The following is a 16,922-nucleotide window of genomic DNA, read 5'->3' as shown; positions in this document are numbered from 1 at the left end:
TGGAGTCCGGCACTGCGATGTTTGCAGTGCTTCTATCTCCCTTGATGCACGAGCCGGACGAATCTGCCTTCTTCAGTGAAAAATATTTTTATGTGAAACGGATGTAGTCCACACGTCATGTTGGCGCTTCGGCGCGCGGGCGTACCGTGGTCCAGAAGCGGGTCGCGTAGGACAGTTCGATCGGCAGGGTTTCGGCCAGCAACCCGAGTACCGCGTCGGTGTCGCGCAGCGGGAAAGCGCCGCTGACGCGCAGGTCGGCCACGGCCGGATCGCAGCGCAGCACGCCTTTCCGATAGCGCGCCAGTTCGGCGACGAATTCTTCCAGCCGCATGCGTTCCACCACCAGCATGCCGTCGGTCCACGCCGTGGTGGCAGCGGACAGTTCATGCGGCGGTTCGACCAGATCGGACGTGAAGAGCGTTTCCTGCCCCGCCAGCACGCGTACGCTGCGGCTGTCGTGCAGGGCGATCACATCGACTGCGCCTTCGAGCACGGCGACCTTGGTCGGCACGCGCAGCGCCGTATCGTGCGCCACGGTGAAGCGGGTGCCGACCGGATGGATGCGGCCGTGGCGCGTCAGGATCTCGAACGGTCTGCCGGCCGGGTCCGCTGCCGTGGTCACCATGATTTCGCCTTGCAGCAGCGCGACCTGGCGCAGGGTATCGTCGAATGCGATGTCGATGGCAGTCGCGGTATTGAGCAGAAGCTCGGTGCCGTCAGCAAGCACAATGCGGCGCTGTTCGCCGGTGGCCGTGTGCTGATCGGCCGTCATCGCTTGCCATGCCGGCTGCTTGCGCACGACGAGGAAGCCGCCGCCGACAACGCCCAGGCCGGCAAGGGATTTGAGCACGGTCCGGCGCGTGCGGCGGTCGCTGCCGCGCAGCACGCCGCGAATGAAGGAGGGCGATGCCTTGCTGCTGCCATGGCGCATGTCGTCACCGATGGCGCTTAGACGCTGCCATGCCTGTTCATGCCGTGGATCGGCCTGCCGCCATGCTGCGCACGCATGCTGCTCGGCCTCGCTGGCGGCGCCCGATTGCAGCGTCACCAGCCAGACGATGGCTTGCTGGACGACATCGGGATCGATGGCGGAGTCGGAGCGTGGTGCGAACAGCGGCGGAATGGACGACATGGAAGAAGCGGGAAAACGGAATTACGGCGCAGCATACACCGCTGCGTAGCAATGCTGGTAGGCGCGGATCATGGATTTTTGCACGGCATTGACGGTCATGCCGTGGCGTGCCGCGATTTCCGCATACGGCAGACCATCGAGTTGCGAGAGCAGAAAGATGTCGCGCACGCGCGGGCTCAGGCCGTCGAGCACGCGGCTGACGGCTGTCAGCGCCTCGAGCACCAGCATGCGCGTCTCGGGCGAAGGCGCGCTGTCTTCCGGCATGGACGCCAGCGCATCCAGATACGAACGTTCCAGCGACAGGCGGCGGAAGTACTGCGCGATCAGGCGCGAGGAAACGGTGGTCAGATAGGCACGCGGTTCGTTCAGCGAGGGCGTGTCGCGCGCGGTCAGGATGCGGGCGAAGGTGTCCTGCGCCAGGTCGTCGGCGTGATCGAGATTGCCGAGCTTGCGCCGCAACAGGCCGACCAGCCAGCCGTGATGCTGGCGGTACAACTGGGTAACGAGATCGGATTGAAGTGCGGTGGTCACGAGCAAACTCCAGACGGATGTCGGCAATGGAAACAAGCTGGCTGCGTTCCAATGGACTGCTGGCTGCCTGGATTTAATTGAGAATGCTTATCATTGTCACACTCGGCGATTGCGGGCGTCAATTTTTGGCGCGGCGAGTGTTGCGCGAGGTGGACAATGGAGGTGGTCAGGTCGTCCTCAGGTTTGGCGTGCCTGGATCAGTTTTTCCATGCGTGCTTCCGTAGTCTTGCGGCGCACGATCCACAGGTACAGGCCGCTGCCCAGCACGACGATGGAAAGGATGTCGAGGATCGCCCACATGATCTGCATCGGCCGGCCGCCGTAGTCGCCAAAGTGCAGCGGCTGCGAGATCAGCAGCGCGGTCGCGTACCAGGGCAGGGTGCGGCTGTCCGTCACTTCCGCCGTGCTGGCGTCAACCAGCACCGGCTTGAACAGGCGCGAGGTCAGGTTCTCCGTGCCGCGCATGAAGATGGCATAGTGATGCGGGCTGCTGAAGGTGGTGCCGGGAAAGGCGATGAAGCCGATCTTCATGTCCGGCTCCAGCGCCACGGCCGCCTCGACCGATTTCTGCAGCGAGCCGAACTCGGTCAGCGGCGGCTTGCCCTTGTAGGGCGCGATCATTTCCGCCATCTGGTCGAACTGCCAGTACTTGATCACCAGATCGGCCCAGGTATTGATGACGCCGGTGGCGCCGACCACCAGCAGCCACGCCAGCGTGACGATGCCGAGCAGGTTGTGCAGGTCCAGCCACTTGAGGCGGGTGGAGCGCTCCGCGCGCACGGTGCCGAACTCGAGCTTCTTCATGAACGGCCCATACAGCACCACGCCGGAAATGATCGCCACCAGCAACAGCATGCCCATGAAGCCGAGGAACAGCATGCCGGTCAGTCCGGCAAACAGGTTGACGTGCAGCGAGAACATGATGTACATGAAGCCGCGGTCGAGTTGCGGCTGGCCGAGCACATCGCCGGTACGCGCATCGACCGCGACCTGCTTCATGCCGGTTTCGGACGTCGGCGTATCGGACAGCGTGACGTACCAGACGCGGTCGTCATCCTCTTCCTGCGAGGCGAACATGCCGACCTTGTCCGGATGCTGCGCCTTCGCAATCTCCATCACGCGATCCATGCTGATGCGCGGCGCATCGGCCGCCATCTCCGGCGCCTCGATTTCCGTGCCGAGCAGATGGCCGATCTCGTGATGAAAGATCAGCGGCAGCCCGGTCAGGCACAGCAACAGCATGAAAAGCGTGCACACCAGGCTGGACCACTTGTGGATCCATGCCCAGCGGCGGAGATTGGTGCCGGTCATCAGAACTCGATGGAGGCCGATACGACGAAGGTGCGAGGAGCGCCTAGAACCAGATAGTTGCTACCTGGGTAGCCGCCAACAGAAGCCCAATAATTGCGATCGGTGACATTGTCGACACGCGCACGCCAAGTCACTAGTCTGTTGCCGATGGTGGTCAGATAGCGCGCACCGAGATCGACGCGAGTCCACGACGGTATTTTCAGCGTATCGGCGGCATTCGCATTTTGCGAGGATGTATATACCACACGGCCATTGAGACTCAAGCCAGTGATGCCAGGGATGTCCCAGTCGGCGCCCAGGTTAACCATCGTGCGAGGAACTCCGATCACATCGTTTCCGTTGTTGGCGGGGACATTGCTTCTGACTTGTTCTGCGTCAATCAACGTCAAGCCGCCAAGCAGTCGCAATCCACGCTGGACTTCTCCGAACATACTCAGTTCTATGCCGCGATTGCGTTGTTCGCCATCCGTGACGAAGGTATCGCTGGCGTTCACATAGCCAGATGGACGCTTGATCTCAAACAAGTTCAGGCTGCCGCCAAAACGACCGGCGTCATACTTAATGCCAAGTTCTTTTTGTTTCGCGATGTAGGGAGCAGTTACTTGTCCGCCGTTGGAGACAGGTCTGGCTGGGGAGCCCGTGCGTAAAGGTGCGATATCACCTTTCTGCATTCCTTCGCTGTAATTGCCGTAGAAAGACAGTTCTTTGCTTGCTTTAAATACTAAGCCCGCCATTGGAGTCACTTTGCTTTTCTTATAGTTACTGCTTTCACTGCCGTCGTTGTAGTCGTAGCCGCGACTGTGAATTTCCTGATGACGTGCGCCGAGTGTCAGCAGCATACGATCATCCATGAATGACATGGTATCTGCCAAGGCAAAGCTGGTGAGGTTAGTCTTGCCGATTACGTGAGGGTCATTAAGCTGACCGCCTGCAAAACCTCCAACTGCTGCAGGAGCGGGGATTGTTTCGGGGTTGTAAAGATTTGGATAGGGGGCACCTGAAGGTGACCATGCGTAGGCGTTGCGCTCCTGGGAAGATAGTGTGGATGCAGACAAGACCCATGAATGCTTGACGGAACCGATATCAAATTTTCCGCGAGCACCGGTTTCCAGTGTTCTTACGCTGTCTTCTCGTACATTGTCGGCGCGGTTATAAGTCGAATCGCCATTCAAGTTGTTGACAGTTGGTCCTGCCAGTATGTTGTCTTCGCGGCCCTCGCGAAAGCCGCCAGCAATCCAAGCGGTCGTGCCTGGATTCAAATCGAACTCGGCGCGCAATGTTCCAAACGTGTCTTCGGAATCCGAGCGCGTCCAAGATTGTCCAAAGTTTTTGGATGCGTCAGGCGCTGCAGGTATGACGCCATTGGGTGTTACGTTTGGACGAGGCCCTTTTAGATTGTGTTCTTGATAGCCAATATCTGCGGAAATACGGATGTCACGGCTGCGCCAATCCCAGCCCACTGCGAGTAAATTCAGTTCGCGTTTTTCATTATTGACTGCCGTTTCGCCGTCACGGCGTACAGCGTTTACTCGTATTCCAGAAGCATTGTCAGCACCGAATCTGCGGGAGAAGTCCAGGCCAAGCTGATATTGTCCGTCGCTTTCGACGCCAACATTCAATTGAGTTAGCGGATCGTTGCCGGCTCTTTTGGGAAGAACATTGACCGTCCCGCCAATCGCACTACTGCCCGGCGCTGCACCATTCAGAAATGCGCTTGCGCCGCGAAACACCTCGACGCGTTCGAGCAATTCGGCGGCAACGTATTGTCGGGGAAGCAGTCCATAAAGACCGTTATAGGACATGTCATCTGAATAAACGTTGAAGCCACGGATCATGTACAACTCCTGGAAGTTGCCGAAGCCGCGTGCCAGTCGTACGGTCGGATCGTTCTGAAGGACGTCGGCGACACTCTTGGCCTGTTGATTCTGGATCAGTTCGTTTGTGTACGCGGTGCTGCTGAATGGCGTATCCATCATGTCTTGATTGCCAAGGATACCGACTCGGCCGCCACGTGCGATTTGTCCACCTGCGTACGGTTTTGTGAGTCCTTCTGCCGAGGCATCGGCACTGGAAGTGACGGTGATCGCTTCCAGTTGCGTGGTCGTCGTGGGTTCGGTTTCCTGCGCCTGAGCCAGCAGCGGCAGGACGGCTTGCAGGGCGCAGACGAGAAGCGTGGGTTTGAGGAAGGATGGAGTGCGGGATGCCATGGGATTTCCTTGTGGGTCTGGAACAGCAGGAAGAGTGCGAACAGTTGCAACCAATGAATGAAAATGGTTCTCATTATAAGATTCCCTGTCATGGCGCCGCAATCGAAGTCTTTGCGGCCGGCTGCATGTGAATGCCCGCAAAGCCAGTATGGGAACGGGTTTGCGCGGCATCGCTGGGGATCGATGTGTGGCTGCCATGCAACAAGTTTGGCTTTTGAAGGCATGCAGTTGATCGTCTTCAGGCCGATCCAACGGAGTCTTGCGCACATTAAAAAAGCGGCCCGCAGGCCGCTTTTTTTCTTGTGGCGCGTCAACGCCTCATTCAATGCTCCATCAACGCTTTCACGTGCACGGCCGTGGCCGAGGCCAAGCCATCGAGGCTGTAGCCGCCTTCGAGGATGGAGACGATACGGCCCTCGCAGGTATCTTCTGCAACGTCCATCAGTTCGCGCGTGATCCAGTAATAGTCGTCGTCCTGCAGTTTCAGCCCGGCCAGCGGGTCGAGGTGGTGCGCATCGAAGCCGGCGGAGATGATGATCAGTTCCGGGTTGAAGTCGCGGATCGCAGGCAGCATCTTGGCGGCGATCTGTTCGCGGAACAGTTCGGAATTGCAGCCGCGCGGCAGCGGCACGTTGACGATGTTGCGCGACACGCCGGTTTCCGATTCCAGCCCGGTGTACGGATAAAAGTGCGACTGGTGGCTGGATGCATAGAACAGTTCCGGCCGATCGAAGAACGCGGCCTGCGTGCCGTTGCCATGGTGGACGTCGAAGTCGATCACGGCGACGCGCTCGAGCTTGTGCACTTCGTAGGCATAGGCGGCGGCGATGGCGGCCTGGTTGTAGATGCAGAAGCCCATGGCCTTGTTGGGTTCGGCATGGTGGCCGCAGGGACGGGTGGCGCAGAAGACGTTTTCCGCCTCGTCGTCGAGCACCGCATCGACGCCGGCGCAGGCCGCGCCCACGCAACGCATCACGGCTTCCAGCGAGCCGGGCGACATGACGGTATCGCCGCCGTCCAGCGGCATGGTGCCGCGTCGCGGCGAGGCATCTTCCACGTCGGCGACGAAATCTTCGGTATGGATCAGCAACACCTGTTCGCGCGTGCCGAGCGGCGCGTCGCGCCATTCGGCAGCTGCGAATTCGGGCGTGCGCAGGGTCCGGAGCACGGCTTTCAGACGTTCCGGCGATTCCGGATGGCCGGGGCCCGGCTGGTGGTCGAGACAGGCTTCGTGGGTATAGATCAGGGTCGTCATTGTCTTCTTCGATGCGCGATGTGCCGCATCTTCTCCATGTCGTTGGTTGACTTCTCTGTCCGGCTCCTCAGCCGACAGGCGTATCCCTGTCATTATAAGGTGCGATGCCTGTACGGACGAGGCTGCGCTCCCCATCACCGCGCACATCCGGCATGCCAAAAAGTCGGCAAATGACGCGCCCGCAGTCTTTCCGCAAGAGGGGCAATCAGGTGATAATGCCCTTACCCCGACCATAGGGCTGCGTCGCCGCGCAGCATGCATGTGCATATGATTCCAGACGTTGTGCTCAGATTTGCCGCCAAGACCGATCGTGGATTGGTGCGCCCGCACAACGAGGATGCCATCGCCTTCGATGAACAGGCGCAGGTGGCGGTGCTGGCCGACGGCATGGGCGGCTACAACGCCGGCGAGGTGGCCAGCCGCATGGCGACCGAGCTGGTGCGGGACGAACTGGCACAGCTGCAGTCGTCCGAACGCGGCCGGGCCGCGCGCAGCGGACAACTGCAGAAGCTCATGATAGAGGCCGTGCAGCATGCCAACCTGCGCATCTTCGAAACCTCGTTGGCAGAACCAGCCTGTCGCGGCATGGGAACCACCGTGGTGGCGGCGCTGTTCCATCATGACCGCCTCGTGCTGGCCCATCTCGGCGATTCGCGCTGCTATCGCTTCCGTCGCGGCGTGCTGACCCAACTCACGCACGACCACTCGCAGGTGCAGGAACAGGTTGATGCCGGCTACCTGAGTGCCGACGCGGCACGCTTCGCTCCCAACAAGAACCTGATCACGCGCGCTGTCGGCGTCGGGCCGCACATTGATGTCGATGTCGGCAGCCACGCGGTCGAACGGGGCGACCTCTACCTGCTGTGTTCGGACGGCCTGTCCGACATGCTGACCGCGCAGGAACTATCCGCCATGCTGGCGCAGGACGACGGCGATCTGGAATTGCTGTCCGAGGCGCTGGTGCTGGCCGCCAACCAGCAGGGCGGGCGCGACAACATCTCGGTGATCGTTGTGAGTGTGGCGTCGGTGAACGGCACTGCCAATGATGCCGGCCTGCTGGCGCGCATCCGAAAATGGTTGGGCCGCAAATGACTGGGCCGGGCATGAGCAGCACCGCCGAGATGAATGCGCATGAGCGCAGCAGCGATAAACCCGCCGCCAGCGTGATCCTCTACCGCGATGGTTCGCCTGTACAAAGGCTGGAACTCACCAGAAGTCGCACCACCATCGGCCGCCGCACCTATAACGATATCGTGATCGATGCGGTCGGCGTCAGCGCCGAACATGCCGTCATCCTCAGTTTGCCGGATGGTTACGCCTACGAAGACCTGGACAGCACCAATGGCAGCCGCATCAACGGCGAAGCGGTAAGTCGCCATCTGCTGGACGCGGGCGACGTGATTGCTTTCGGCGCCTATACGCTCGTCTTCGTTCCGATTGCAGTGGCGGACACGCCCGTACAGCCTGCGTCGCATGAGTTGACGCCGGACGAACTGCGGCAGCCGCCGCAACCGGTGCCCGGCGCACCGCGCGCCGACAAGGCCGTCGCCATCGTGCGCATTCTCGACGGCTTTGACGCCGGCAGGGAGTACGCACTGACCAGACCGATGACCACCATCGGCCATCCGGACCGGCAGGTTGCCGTCTTCATCGCATCGCCGGAGGGATATGCACTCGTGCATGTGGAGGGAGTGCCTGCCACGGTCAACGGCAGTGCGGTGACAAGTACGCCGCGCCCGCTTGATGAAGGCGACCTCATCACCATTGGCAATACCAGGGCGATTTTCTTCCTCGATTGGTGGCGCCATGCCCGACGACCATAAATGTCTGCTGTGTTGCGGCCGACTACTTTGTGTCGTATTTTGCGTGCTTGATGTGACAATTATTGTCACCGTGCGCAACAAAAACTGACGCTTTTGGTCGAAACCGCACGAAAACAACCGGGAAATCGCCTTTGTTTGCTTGGCATGCCGATTGCTCAAGAGAACTCGCGGCACTTCCCGCCAACTATTTCAGGAGAGGTAACATGCAATCGATGAAAATGATGAAGAAAGCCCAACAGGGTTTTACGCTGATCGAGTTGATGATTGTTGTGGCGATCATCGGTATTCTGGCTGCGGTGGCGATTCCGCAATATCAGAACTATGTGGCTCGTTCGCAGGTGGCGCGTGTGATGTCGGAAACCAGTACCGTGCGTACTGCTGTGGAGACTTGTATTCTGGATGGAAGAACGACTCTTGGCACCGGTTCGGGGGAATGCAATATCGGCTGGACTCACAGCAATCTGATCGCTGGCGATGATGGTGGCGATGGTGGCGATGGTGGTAGTGGCGATGCAGGTGGTACGGGCCAGTCTGGTTTGGTGGTCAATATGCCGACCGGCGCCGATCAACCGGGTTCTATTGTTGCAACGTTTGGTAATAACGCGGCAACTGTTCTTGCCACGCGTACATTGACTTGGACACGTACTGCAGCTGGTTCTTGGAGCTGTGGCACCAATGTTGACGTGAAATATGCACCTGCAGGTTGCGAGGCAACGGCAGAGTAAAAACAACCCCGTTTCCCGGGAAAAAAAGCGCCCTGGTGGGCGCTTTTTCTTTGTCGGCTTCTTCTCTATGAAACGCTCGATTTCTTATTTCTGTCTTGCCATATTTTTTGTGGTCTGCACTTGGTTGATTCATGTGTGGATAACGACGCCCTTGCAGATTCCAAGGTGGTTGTTTCCATTGGAAGCCATTCCTGTAAGTCTAAGTACCACATGTTCTGAGAGTGTCCCGGCATGGCTGGTACAAAGCGCGAAAAAATTGCCGGGTAATTCGCGATCACCGACAAATCAATTTGCGTATCTGGACCGTGACGGAAATATCCATACTTGCCGTAATGGCTGGATGAATGGTGTCCTGCAAGGGCGACGAGTTTCCGATCAAACCTTGTTTCAGATTGCCAGCGTGACCAAATTTTTTACGGCCACTCTGATTGTGGAGGCACACATTCAAGCACGTATTTCTGTGGATAGTTCCGTTAACGATGCGCTGCCAATACTTGGAAAGCCAGCGCGTTCCACGCCTGATAATGAACGTGTATGGAACAAAATGCGGGTGGCTGATTTGCTGCGACATAGTGCGGGATTCGACCGTATGCCGAACGGTGACCCGATGCTGCTTCAAAATCGCACGCCACCGTGTCCTTATGCATTGCCGGAAGTACGCAGTTACGTACTCGATTTTCAGCCCGGTACTCGCTATGGCTATGGAAACCTCAATTATTGTTTGCTTGGTGTTCTGGCTGAGAATGCGTACGGAATCCCTTACAGGAAACTGGTACAACAACGTTTTGTAAAAGAAGGAAAAGGAGAGTTTTCAGACGGGCCATATTCGAAAGAAGAGCCTAAATATGACATTCGTTTTGAAAACCTGTTTAGTGAAAATTTTTGGAAATCCTATGACTTCTCTGCGTTGTCGGCTGCTGCCGGCATGAGGATCAGTGCGATGGAACTCATCAATATCGTGAAGGCCGAGCGAGCGCACCTGAAAGAATATCTGGCGTTTGCGAACCAATACATATTGCCCGGCGTTGATTGCGGGAAGTTCATGAAATGTTATTCGTTGATGGGATCGTATTACAGTGCGAATGGACGGCATGCAAATGTCTGGCGTGGAAATATGATCGGCACGGCAGCCATGCTGATCGTAATGGATGATGGGAGCGCGCTGGCATGGCTAGGTGGGGGGCAATCACCAACGCAATACCGCGATGATGAAAAGATGTTTTCTTTCTGGTTCGAAAACATGGCACTTACGCACTCCAATCCCCCGACTCGCCGATGGAATTCAAATTCATGAACGAAGGTTTTTACGATGCTTCGTTCACGCGGTATTTCGACTGGCAGGCCTTGACCAGCTCCATGGGAATGACCGGATCGGCAGCCGGATTGGCGGATTTGGATGAAAAGGGGGCCGTATGCTGATCCGGCTGGGCGCGGGCGCCGCGAAATCCCGTGCCGAGGCGCGCCGCTACATCGAACGTGAATTGCTGGCGGGGCAGGGTTGATGACAGCCGCAACCCCCTTGCGAACCGGACGGCGCTGGCTGGGGCGGCTCGGCAGGTCAGCGCTCGGGGCCGTGCACTTGCATGGCCAGGCCTACGACCCGCGCCTGGACGGCATTCGCGCGATCGCGATCCTGCTGGTCATGCTGGTGCATTCCCGCGCCCCGTATTCGGGTTTCGGGCGGTTGGGGGTGGATATCTTTTTCGTGCTGTCAGGCTGCCTGATCACGCGCAGCCTGTTGCAGGCGCCTGATCTCCGGCGTTTCTTCGTGCTGCGCTTCGCGCGCCTGCTGCCGGCCTTGCTGCTGCTGTTGCTGGCCTATGTCTTCATCACGGACGATGTGCTGGGGGTGCTGCCCGTCCTGCTCTACGTGAGCAACGTCACAGCGATGGCGTGGGGCGAGCCGCACATGCTGCTGCACACTTGGTCGCTGGCGGTGGAGGAGCACTACTACCTGCTCTGGCCCTTTCTCCTGCCCTGGCTGCTGCGCCAGCAGAACCGTCTCAGGCTCCTGATGCTGCTCTGGGTGGCGTTCACGCTTTGGCGTGTGATGAATCACGAAGTCTTTGACTTCCGCGTGGCGTACTACCGCACGGATACGCGGCTGAGCGGTCTGATCCTGGGCAGTGCTGTTGCCCTGGGGCTGCACGTGTCGCAGCGCCTGATGTGGCTGCTTGTGCCAGCCTTGCTGATCGGTGTTTTCCGCAACGTCTGGATGATGGGAGTCGCCATGCCCCTGGTGGAGATCGCGACGGCGGCAGCGATCTGTTCGCCACCCGCATGGCTGGCGCGTTTGTCCAGGCTGGGGTTGATCAGCTACGGCGTTTACCTGTGGCATTACTTCATCTTTGCCTTGATGAAGAGCGAGCCTTGGTACTGGAAATTGGCCATTGGCGGCGGGTTGACGATGCTGGTGGCCGTTGCTTCATACACGTGGATTGAGGCACCCGTGCGACGCAGGGTTCGTGCGTGGGTGGAGCGGCGATTCAATCAACAAGAGGTACAGGCAGGAGAGAGAGAACACGAAGCGGGCAGCATGACTTCACGCTCGTCGAACTGATGATCCTTATCTTTCAAGTATCTCGGCAGTGCCGACAGGGTTTGGTGAAGGGATTCCCATGTCTCGTGTAATCAACATTGAAGGGCATCTTTAACTATATCTGCAGCGTATCAAGCGCTCCAATCCCCCGACTTCCCCCCATGCTTTTCCCTGACGCGCACATCCGTCATCACCATCCCGCGATCCACGGCCTTGCACATGTCGTAGATCGTCAGTAAGCCAACTTGCACCGCCGTCAACGCTTCCATTTCCACACCGGTCTTGCCGAAGGTTTCGACCTGCGCGGTGCAGCCAACGCTGGCATTGGGGCGGTCGATGGTGAAATCGACGGTGACGCGCGTGAGGGCGAGCGGGTGGCACAGCGGGATCAGGTCGCTGGTGCGCTTGGCGGCCATGATGGCGGCGATGCGGGCGATGCCGAGCACGTCGCCTTTCTTGGCCGTGCCCGATTCGATGATCGCCAGTGTTTCCGGTTTCATGCGGATGGTGCCGCTGGCGACGGCGATGCGATGCGTCTCGCTCTTGGCGCCGACATCGACCATGTGGGCCTGTCCGGTGGCGTCGAAATGGGTGAGGCCGTCGTTGGCGGGCTTGTCCTGTTGTGAGCTCATGGAGTGGCTTGCGGTGAGGTGAACGATTGCAGGGAGCGGGTATCATAGCACCGTGAAACTGATTCCATTTTCCATTTCCCCTTCTGCGAACGGACAGCCGGCACGGCATGGCGCCGGGCTGCTGCGCTCGGCGTTTGCCGCCGTATTGCTGGCGGCGGGTTTGCTGCATGGCGCACCATCGCCGGCGCAAGCGCAGGGGCTGCCCAATCTGGGCGACACCGAGCGCGAGGAACTGTCGCCCGTCATGGAGCGCAAGCTCGGCGAGCAAATCATGCGCCAGATCAAGCGCAATCGCGACTATCTCGACGACATGCCGGTGCAGGAATACCTGAACGACCTTGGCAACAACCTGTTGAGCACGCGCCCCGAGGCGCGTGGCGAGGCGCAGTACGATTTCTTCTTCTTCGCCGTGCGCGACCCGATGCTCAATGCATTCGCGCTGCCCGGCGGGTTCATTGGCGTGCATTCGGGGCTGGTGCTGGCGGCGCAGAACGAATCGGAACTGGCGTCGGTGATGGCGCACGAGATCGGTCACGTCGCGCAGCGGCACATCGCGCGCATGCTGGGCAAGCAGCGGCAGGACATGCTGATCCCGCTGGCGGGCATGATCCTCGGTGCGCTGGCGGCGAGTTCGAGTCCCGATGCCGGCATCGGCATCATGATGGGCAGCCAGGGCCTCGCCATGCAGCGCCAGCTCAACTTCAGCCGCGAGGCCGAACGCGAGGCGGATCGCATCGGCCTCGACATCCTGCGCGATGCGGGTTACGAAACCACCGGCATGATCAATTTCTTCGGCCGCCTGCAACAGGCCACGCGCGGTTATAACGACACGATGCCGGCCTATCTGCGCTCGCACCCGCTGACGTCCGAGCGTATCGCCGACATCGAGGCGCGCACGCGCGATCTGCGTTATCGGCAGCGTGCCGACGGTCTGGATTTGCCGGTGATCCAGGCGCGCATGCGCGTGTTGCAGGCCAATTCGGGGCAGGGGCTGGTGGAGGCGGAACAGGCGTTCCGGCGCCAGGTGCAGCAGAACACGCGTACCTCGCTGGTAGCTGGCAACTATGGCCTTGCAATGGTGGCGCTGCGGCAGGGCGATACGGCGAAGGCGCAGACCTACATCGACGCGGCACGCACGGTGCTGAAGGATGGCGCGCCAAAGAAAGGCAATCTCGCCTTGACGAGCCTGGCAATCGAAGTGCGGCTGGCGGCGCGGCAGACGCAGGAAGCGGTGGCCGAAGCGGAGGTGGCGCGCAAGCAGTTTCCGATCTCGCGCGGGATCGTGCGGCAGTATGCCGATGCGTTGCTGGCTGCCGGCCGTACGGATGATGCGGTGAATTTCCTGCGCGACCAGACGGCGATCTATCGCAGCGAGCCAGAGTTGTTCGATCGTCTGGCCAAGGGGTATGCGGAGCAGGGCCGGCAGGCCCTGCAGCACATGGCGCTGGCGGAAGGTTATGCGTTGCGCGGCAGTCTGCCGGCGGCGCTGGATCAGTTGTCGATTGCGCGCCGGGCGCCAGATGCTTCGTTCTATGACCAGTCGATCATCGATGCGCGCGAGCGCGAGTTCAAGGAACGGCGGCTGGAAGAGCTCAAACAGGAAAAAGAAGGGCTGTAGAAAGGCAGCGGAAGCGATGCTGCCTTTTGCGGTATGGAACGCGCTAGACCTTGGAGATATCGCGTATCTGCTGTTCGAGTCTGGTCTTGAGATCCGGATTCAGTTTGAGTTCTTTTGCCAGTTGATCCAGATAGGCGCGCTCCATGAAGGTTTCTTCATCGACGACCAGCAGACTGGCCAGGTACATCTCGGCTGCCATTTCGGGCGTGCTGGATGCGCGTGCCACTGCGGCGGGATCGAGAGGACGCGTCAATTCTTCATGCAGCCAGCGCTGGTCGTTGGCGTCGCCCGAGAGTTTTGCCAACTCCTGCTCGAGCAGCTGCGTCTCTGCAGGGCCGATATGCCCATCTGCCTTGGCGGCTCCGATCATGGCGATCAGGATCGCGGAACTGTGTTGCTCGGCCTGCGCGGCCGGCAGCCGGTCCAGCGTTTGCGGTTCGGCCACTGCCACCGTATTGCCGGCTTGCCGCGACTTGTCGCGCTGCCAGTCGCCGTAAGCCTTGTAGGCCAGCGCGCCCAGGGCGGCCATGCCGCCGTACAGGGCCAGGTTGCCGCCCATTTTTCGCGCCTTCTTGCTGCTGAGAAGCATGGCCAGTGCGCCGCCGCTGATTGCGCCTCCGCCGAAACCCGTCAGCAACGACGAAAGGCCGTTGTTGTCGTTGCCCGCTTTGTCGGATTGGCCGCCCAGCATGCCGCTCAGTCTGTCCGACAACCCGCCACCCGCATTCTGTCCGCTGCCCCATTGTCGGGCCAGGTCCTGACCGGACTGCAATAGTTGATCCAGTATCTGACGTGTACTCACGGTGCTTCCTTGTTGGTTGGAGGGTAAGTCATCGACCGGAAATCCCGGCCTTGGTTCAATCTCCGCGCGGCGCCTGCGGGTGTTTGACGAAACCGAATTGTGTTTCCAGCGCATCTTCCTTCATGAATCTCACGGACACGCAATCGCGGCCGTCGCCAAATGTCAGCGCATGGCCCTTGCCTTCCTGTTCCAGCCAGTGCAGCAGCGATTCGTCGTCGATCGCATGTTGATCGCACCGTATGCGCGGCAGGCACTCGGCCATGTCGCGATCGTCCAGCAGGCAAGGTTCGCCCTGCGTTTGCAACAGCAGGCGTCCATGGTCGGTCAGCCAGACGGCGTCGAGACGGGTGACGGGCTGCCCGGTGTGCCGGACAAAGCCATCCGCATGGGTGCGTGCGATATAGGGTGTGGCTTCCAGGTCCACATAGACGCGCTGCGGTCCGTTCTGGAAATACCAGCGGCCTTCGTCGTCGTGTGTGTAGTTGCGCTGGATGAAGCCGATCAGCGCAGGCGAGGTGATGCGCTCGCCCGGCAGGTCATGCCGTTGCGCATGTTCGTCGCGCATGCGCCAGTAGCCGCGTGCGTCGAGCGCGAGCCAGCCGTGGCAGTGCGGAACGTTGGGCCATTTGGCGAGGGCTTGCTTGACGATCTCATCCATGGGCGCTCCCGTGCGCGGTCAGGGTGCCGCGTCTTGCAGGAAGTTGACCACGCGTTGCGGCAGCCAGTTCAGATTGCCGGGGAAGGGGCCGGTGGCGAAGCCGACGTGGCCCCCTTCGGCAGGGTATTCGAGCGTGACGCTGGGCGAGGCGTCGGTTGGCAGATATTGCTGCGGCAGGAAGGGGTCGTTGCGCGCGTTGAGGATCAGCGACGGCACCGTGATGTCGGACAGCACGTATCGCGCGCTGGCGCGGTGCCAGTAATCGTCGGTATCGCGGTAGCCATGCAGCGGCGCGGTGACGATGTTGTCGAAGGCGTACAGGTTGCGCGACTGCAGCATGGCCTCGCGGTCGAACAGGTCGGGGAATTGCAGCAGTTTCTGCAGGCTTTTCTCGCGCAGCGTCTTGAGGAACACGCGCGTATAGACCATGTTGAAGCCGCGTCCGAGCGCGGCGCCGCCGCCGGCCAGATCGAGCGGGGCGGAAACGGCGCAGGCGGCGTCAACGATCTCGGCTTCATGCTGCGATTCGCCGAGCCAGCGCAGCAGCGCATTGCCGCCGAGCGAGACGCCGACCGCGTAGATGCGCGTGGCGCCGCGCGTACGCAGTTGCGGCCCCAGCCGGCGCAGGATCCAGTCGATCTCGGCGGCGTCGCCGGAATGATAGAAGCGCGGTGCGAGGTTGATCTCGCCCGAGCAGCCGCGGAAGTGCACCACCGCGCCCGACCAGCCGAGCCCGGCGATGTGTGCCATCAGGGCACGCGCGTAGTGGCTGTCGGACGAGCCTTCGAGTCCGTGGAACAGGACGAGGAAGGGCGTCTCGGCACGGTCGTCGAGAAAGTCGATGTCGATGAAATCCTGGTCCGGCGTCTGCCAGCGTTCGCGCCGATAGAACACGAAGGGCTTGGCGATCAGCTTGGCGGGATAGATGGTTTGCAGGTGGCCGCCCGGCAGCCACCACGGTGCGGAATAACTCATGCGGATCGGATCGGGAAGAACATGGCGCGCGATCGTGTGGAAAGCGCGGAAAGAGAAGGCGTGAGCGAAGCGGGCACGCCGTCAGTGCAGGATGGTGCTCGACACCCGTTCCGTCTCGTGCCTGCCGGGCGCCACCGATGCGTGATGCACGACGATGCGCCAGCCCTGCGGCGTCTTGACATAGACGTTGGTGGCGATGATGTGGACGTCGCGTTGCTTGCCTTCGGGCGTGCCGACTTCCTCGATCAGGTTGTGCACGGCGCTCATCAGGTTCTGCGAGGCATGCAGCTGCACGGGATGGATGTGCACGCCGCCGCGGGTGAAGATGTCCGCCCACGAGGAGCGGATGGCGGTATAGCCGATCAGGCGCGTGCCGTCCGGGTGGATGCAGACGATTTCCTCATCGTCCGCCCACAAGGCCATCAGGTCATCGAGATCGGCGCGGCCAATGGCGTCGTAGAACGCCGTCTCGATGTGATCGGCCGAACCGAACTGCTTGCGCGCCTTGGACATCAGTGGTGATGCACCACGGCACCCGGCTTCAGGCGGTATTGCGTGCCGCAGTACGGGCACTTGGCTTCGCCGTGCGACAGGTCGAGGAATACGCGCGGATGCGAGCTCCACGAAGTCATTGCCGGGTTGGGGCAGTAGGCGGGCAGGTCCTTGCCGTCGAGTTCGATTGCGGACACGCTGTCTTGCGTTGCTGCTGTCATG

The 16,922-nt window shown here is 60.4% G+C and carries 19 protein-coding genes; 8 read left to right on the top strand and 11 right to left on the bottom strand.

All coding sequences use genetic code 11. The annotated features are described in order from the left end of the window. Positions 1 to 115: 115 nt before the first annotated feature. The 4 genes from IEV38_RS01725 to IEV38_RS01710 form a co-directional block, all read right to left on the bottom strand. A complete protein-coding gene (locus IEV38_RS01725; RefSeq protein WP_188394439.1) occupies positions 116 to 1,132 on the bottom strand; it encodes a FecR domain-containing protein in 1,017 nt (338 codons plus the stop codon). Positions 1,133 to 1,153: 21 nt separating this feature from the next. Beyond that, positions 1,154 to 1,663, bottom strand: a complete 510-nt coding sequence (locus IEV38_RS01720) for a sigma-70 family RNA polymerase sigma factor (RefSeq protein WP_188394438.1) — start codon at positions 1,661 to 1,663, stop codon at positions 1,154 to 1,156. Positions 1,664 to 1,840: 177 nt separating this feature from the next. Continuing rightward, positions 1,841 to 2,974, bottom strand: a complete 1,134-nt coding sequence (locus IEV38_RS01715) for a PepSY-associated TM helix domain-containing protein (protein WP_188394437.1) — start codon at positions 2,972 to 2,974, stop codon at positions 1,841 to 1,843. Continuing rightward, entirely contained in the window at positions 2,974 to 5,181 is a 2,208-nt protein-coding gene (locus IEV38_RS01710) for a TonB-dependent receptor (protein ID WP_188394436.1), read from the bottom strand. The genes IEV38_RS01715 and IEV38_RS01710 overlap by 1 nt, the downstream gene beginning before the upstream one ends. On the opposite strand from IEV38_RS01710, the gene IEV38_RS01705 reads away from it, so the two are divergent. Continuing rightward, positions 5,175 to 5,312, top strand: coding sequence for a hypothetical protein (locus tag IEV38_RS01705; RefSeq protein ID WP_188394435.1), 138 nt, complete (start codon positions 5,175 to 5,177; stop codon positions 5,310 to 5,312). The two genes, IEV38_RS01710 and IEV38_RS01705, sit on opposite strands and share 7 nt — an antisense overlap. Before the next feature lie 191 nt (positions 5,313 to 5,503). Here the strand turns inward: IEV38_RS01705 and IEV38_RS01700 are convergent, their stop codons facing one another. After that, complete coding sequence (locus IEV38_RS01700; RefSeq protein WP_188394434.1) at positions 5,504 to 6,436, bottom strand: histone deacetylase family protein; 933 nt, start codon at positions 6,434 to 6,436, stop codon at positions 5,504 to 5,506. A 267-nt stretch (positions 6,437 to 6,703) separates the two neighbouring features. Between IEV38_RS01700 and IEV38_RS01695 the strand changes: the two genes are divergently transcribed. The 6 genes from IEV38_RS01695 (at position 6,704) to IEV38_RS01675 (ending at position 11,544) form a co-directional block, all read left to right on the top strand. After that, a complete protein-coding gene (locus tag IEV38_RS01695; protein ID WP_188394433.1) occupies positions 6,704 to 7,528 on the top strand; it encodes a Stp1/IreP family PP2C-type Ser/Thr phosphatase in 825 nt (274 codons plus the stop codon). A gap of 11 nt (positions 7,529 to 7,539) precedes the next feature. Next, positions 7,540 to 8,259: an FHA domain-containing protein gene (locus tag IEV38_RS01690; RefSeq protein ID WP_188394432.1), complete on the top strand. Its 720-nt coding sequence runs from the start codon at positions 7,540 to 7,542 to the stop codon at positions 8,257 to 8,259. Between the two features lie 203 nt (positions 8,260 to 8,462). Then, entirely contained in the window at positions 8,463 to 8,984 is a 522-nt protein-coding gene (locus tag IEV38_RS01685; protein WP_308633512.1) for a pilin, read from the top strand. After that, positions 8,950 to 10,278: a serine hydrolase domain-containing protein gene (locus IEV38_RS01680; RefSeq protein WP_188394431.1), complete on the top strand. Its 1,329-nt coding sequence runs from the start codon at positions 8,950 to 8,952 to the stop codon at positions 10,276 to 10,278. Before IEV38_RS01685 ends, IEV38_RS01680 begins: the two co-directional genes overlap by 35 nt. Further along, positions 10,275 to 10,403, top strand: a complete 129-nt coding sequence (locus IEV38_RS15350; protein WP_268234695.1) for a hypothetical protein — start codon at positions 10,275 to 10,277, stop codon at positions 10,401 to 10,403. The genes IEV38_RS01680 and IEV38_RS15350 overlap by 4 nt, the downstream gene beginning before the upstream one ends. Before the next feature lie 82 nt (positions 10,404 to 10,485). Next, positions 10,486 to 11,544 (top strand): acyltransferase family protein, encoded by a 1,059-nt coding sequence (locus IEV38_RS01675; protein WP_188394430.1) that lies wholly within the window; start codon positions 10,486 to 10,488, stop codon positions 11,542 to 11,544. A 110-nt stretch (positions 11,545 to 11,654) separates the two neighbouring features. Here IEV38_RS01675 and moaC read toward each other — a convergent pair whose 3' ends face one another. Continuing rightward, positions 11,655 to 12,155: a cyclic pyranopterin monophosphate synthase MoaC gene (moaC, locus tag IEV38_RS01670; protein WP_188394429.1), complete on the bottom strand. Its 501-nt coding sequence runs from the start codon at positions 12,153 to 12,155 to the stop codon at positions 11,655 to 11,657. A 52-nt stretch (positions 12,156 to 12,207) separates the two neighbouring features. Here moaC and IEV38_RS01665 point away from each other — a divergent pair, with 52 nt between their 5' ends. After that, complete coding sequence (locus IEV38_RS01665) at positions 12,208 to 13,773, top strand: beta-barrel assembly-enhancing protease (RefSeq protein ID WP_308633511.1); 1,566 nt, start codon at positions 12,208 to 12,210, stop codon at positions 13,771 to 13,773. 43 nt (positions 13,774 to 13,816) lie between these two features. Here IEV38_RS01665 and IEV38_RS01660 read toward each other — a convergent pair whose 3' ends face one another. The 5 genes from IEV38_RS01660 to IEV38_RS01640 form a co-directional block, all read right to left on the bottom strand. Beyond that, positions 13,817 to 14,464, bottom strand: coding sequence for a tellurite resistance TerB family protein (locus tag IEV38_RS01660; RefSeq protein ID WP_371869828.1), 648 nt, complete (start codon positions 14,462 to 14,464; stop codon positions 13,817 to 13,819). Positions 14,465 to 14,630: 166 nt separating this feature from the next. Then, a complete protein-coding gene (locus IEV38_RS01655; RefSeq protein WP_188394427.1) occupies positions 14,631 to 15,233 on the bottom strand; it encodes a DUF2946 family protein in 603 nt (200 codons plus the stop codon). An 18-nt stretch (positions 15,234 to 15,251) separates the two neighbouring features. Further along, positions 15,252 to 16,208, bottom strand: coding sequence for a YheT family hydrolase (locus tag IEV38_RS01650; protein WP_188394426.1), 957 nt, complete (start codon positions 16,206 to 16,208; stop codon positions 15,252 to 15,254). A gap of 81 nt (positions 16,209 to 16,289) precedes the next feature. Continuing rightward, positions 16,290 to 16,721, bottom strand: coding sequence for a YybH family protein (locus tag IEV38_RS01645; protein WP_188394425.1), 432 nt, complete (start codon positions 16,719 to 16,721; stop codon positions 16,290 to 16,292). Next, positions 16,721 to 16,921 (bottom strand): zinc-finger domain-containing protein, encoded by a 201-nt coding sequence (locus IEV38_RS01640; protein ID WP_188394424.1) that lies wholly within the window; start codon positions 16,919 to 16,921, stop codon positions 16,721 to 16,723. Before IEV38_RS01640 ends, IEV38_RS01645 begins: the two co-directional genes overlap by 1 nt. Position 16,922: the final 1 nt, after the last annotated feature.

Origin of the sequence: Oxalicibacterium flavum (assembly GCF_014635065.1) — a bacterium.
GTDB classification, from domain to species: domain Bacteria; phylum Pseudomonadota; class Gammaproteobacteria; order Burkholderiales; family Burkholderiaceae_D; genus Oxalicibacterium; species Oxalicibacterium flavum.
This window is presented reverse-complemented; position numbering and strand designations above follow the sequence as displayed.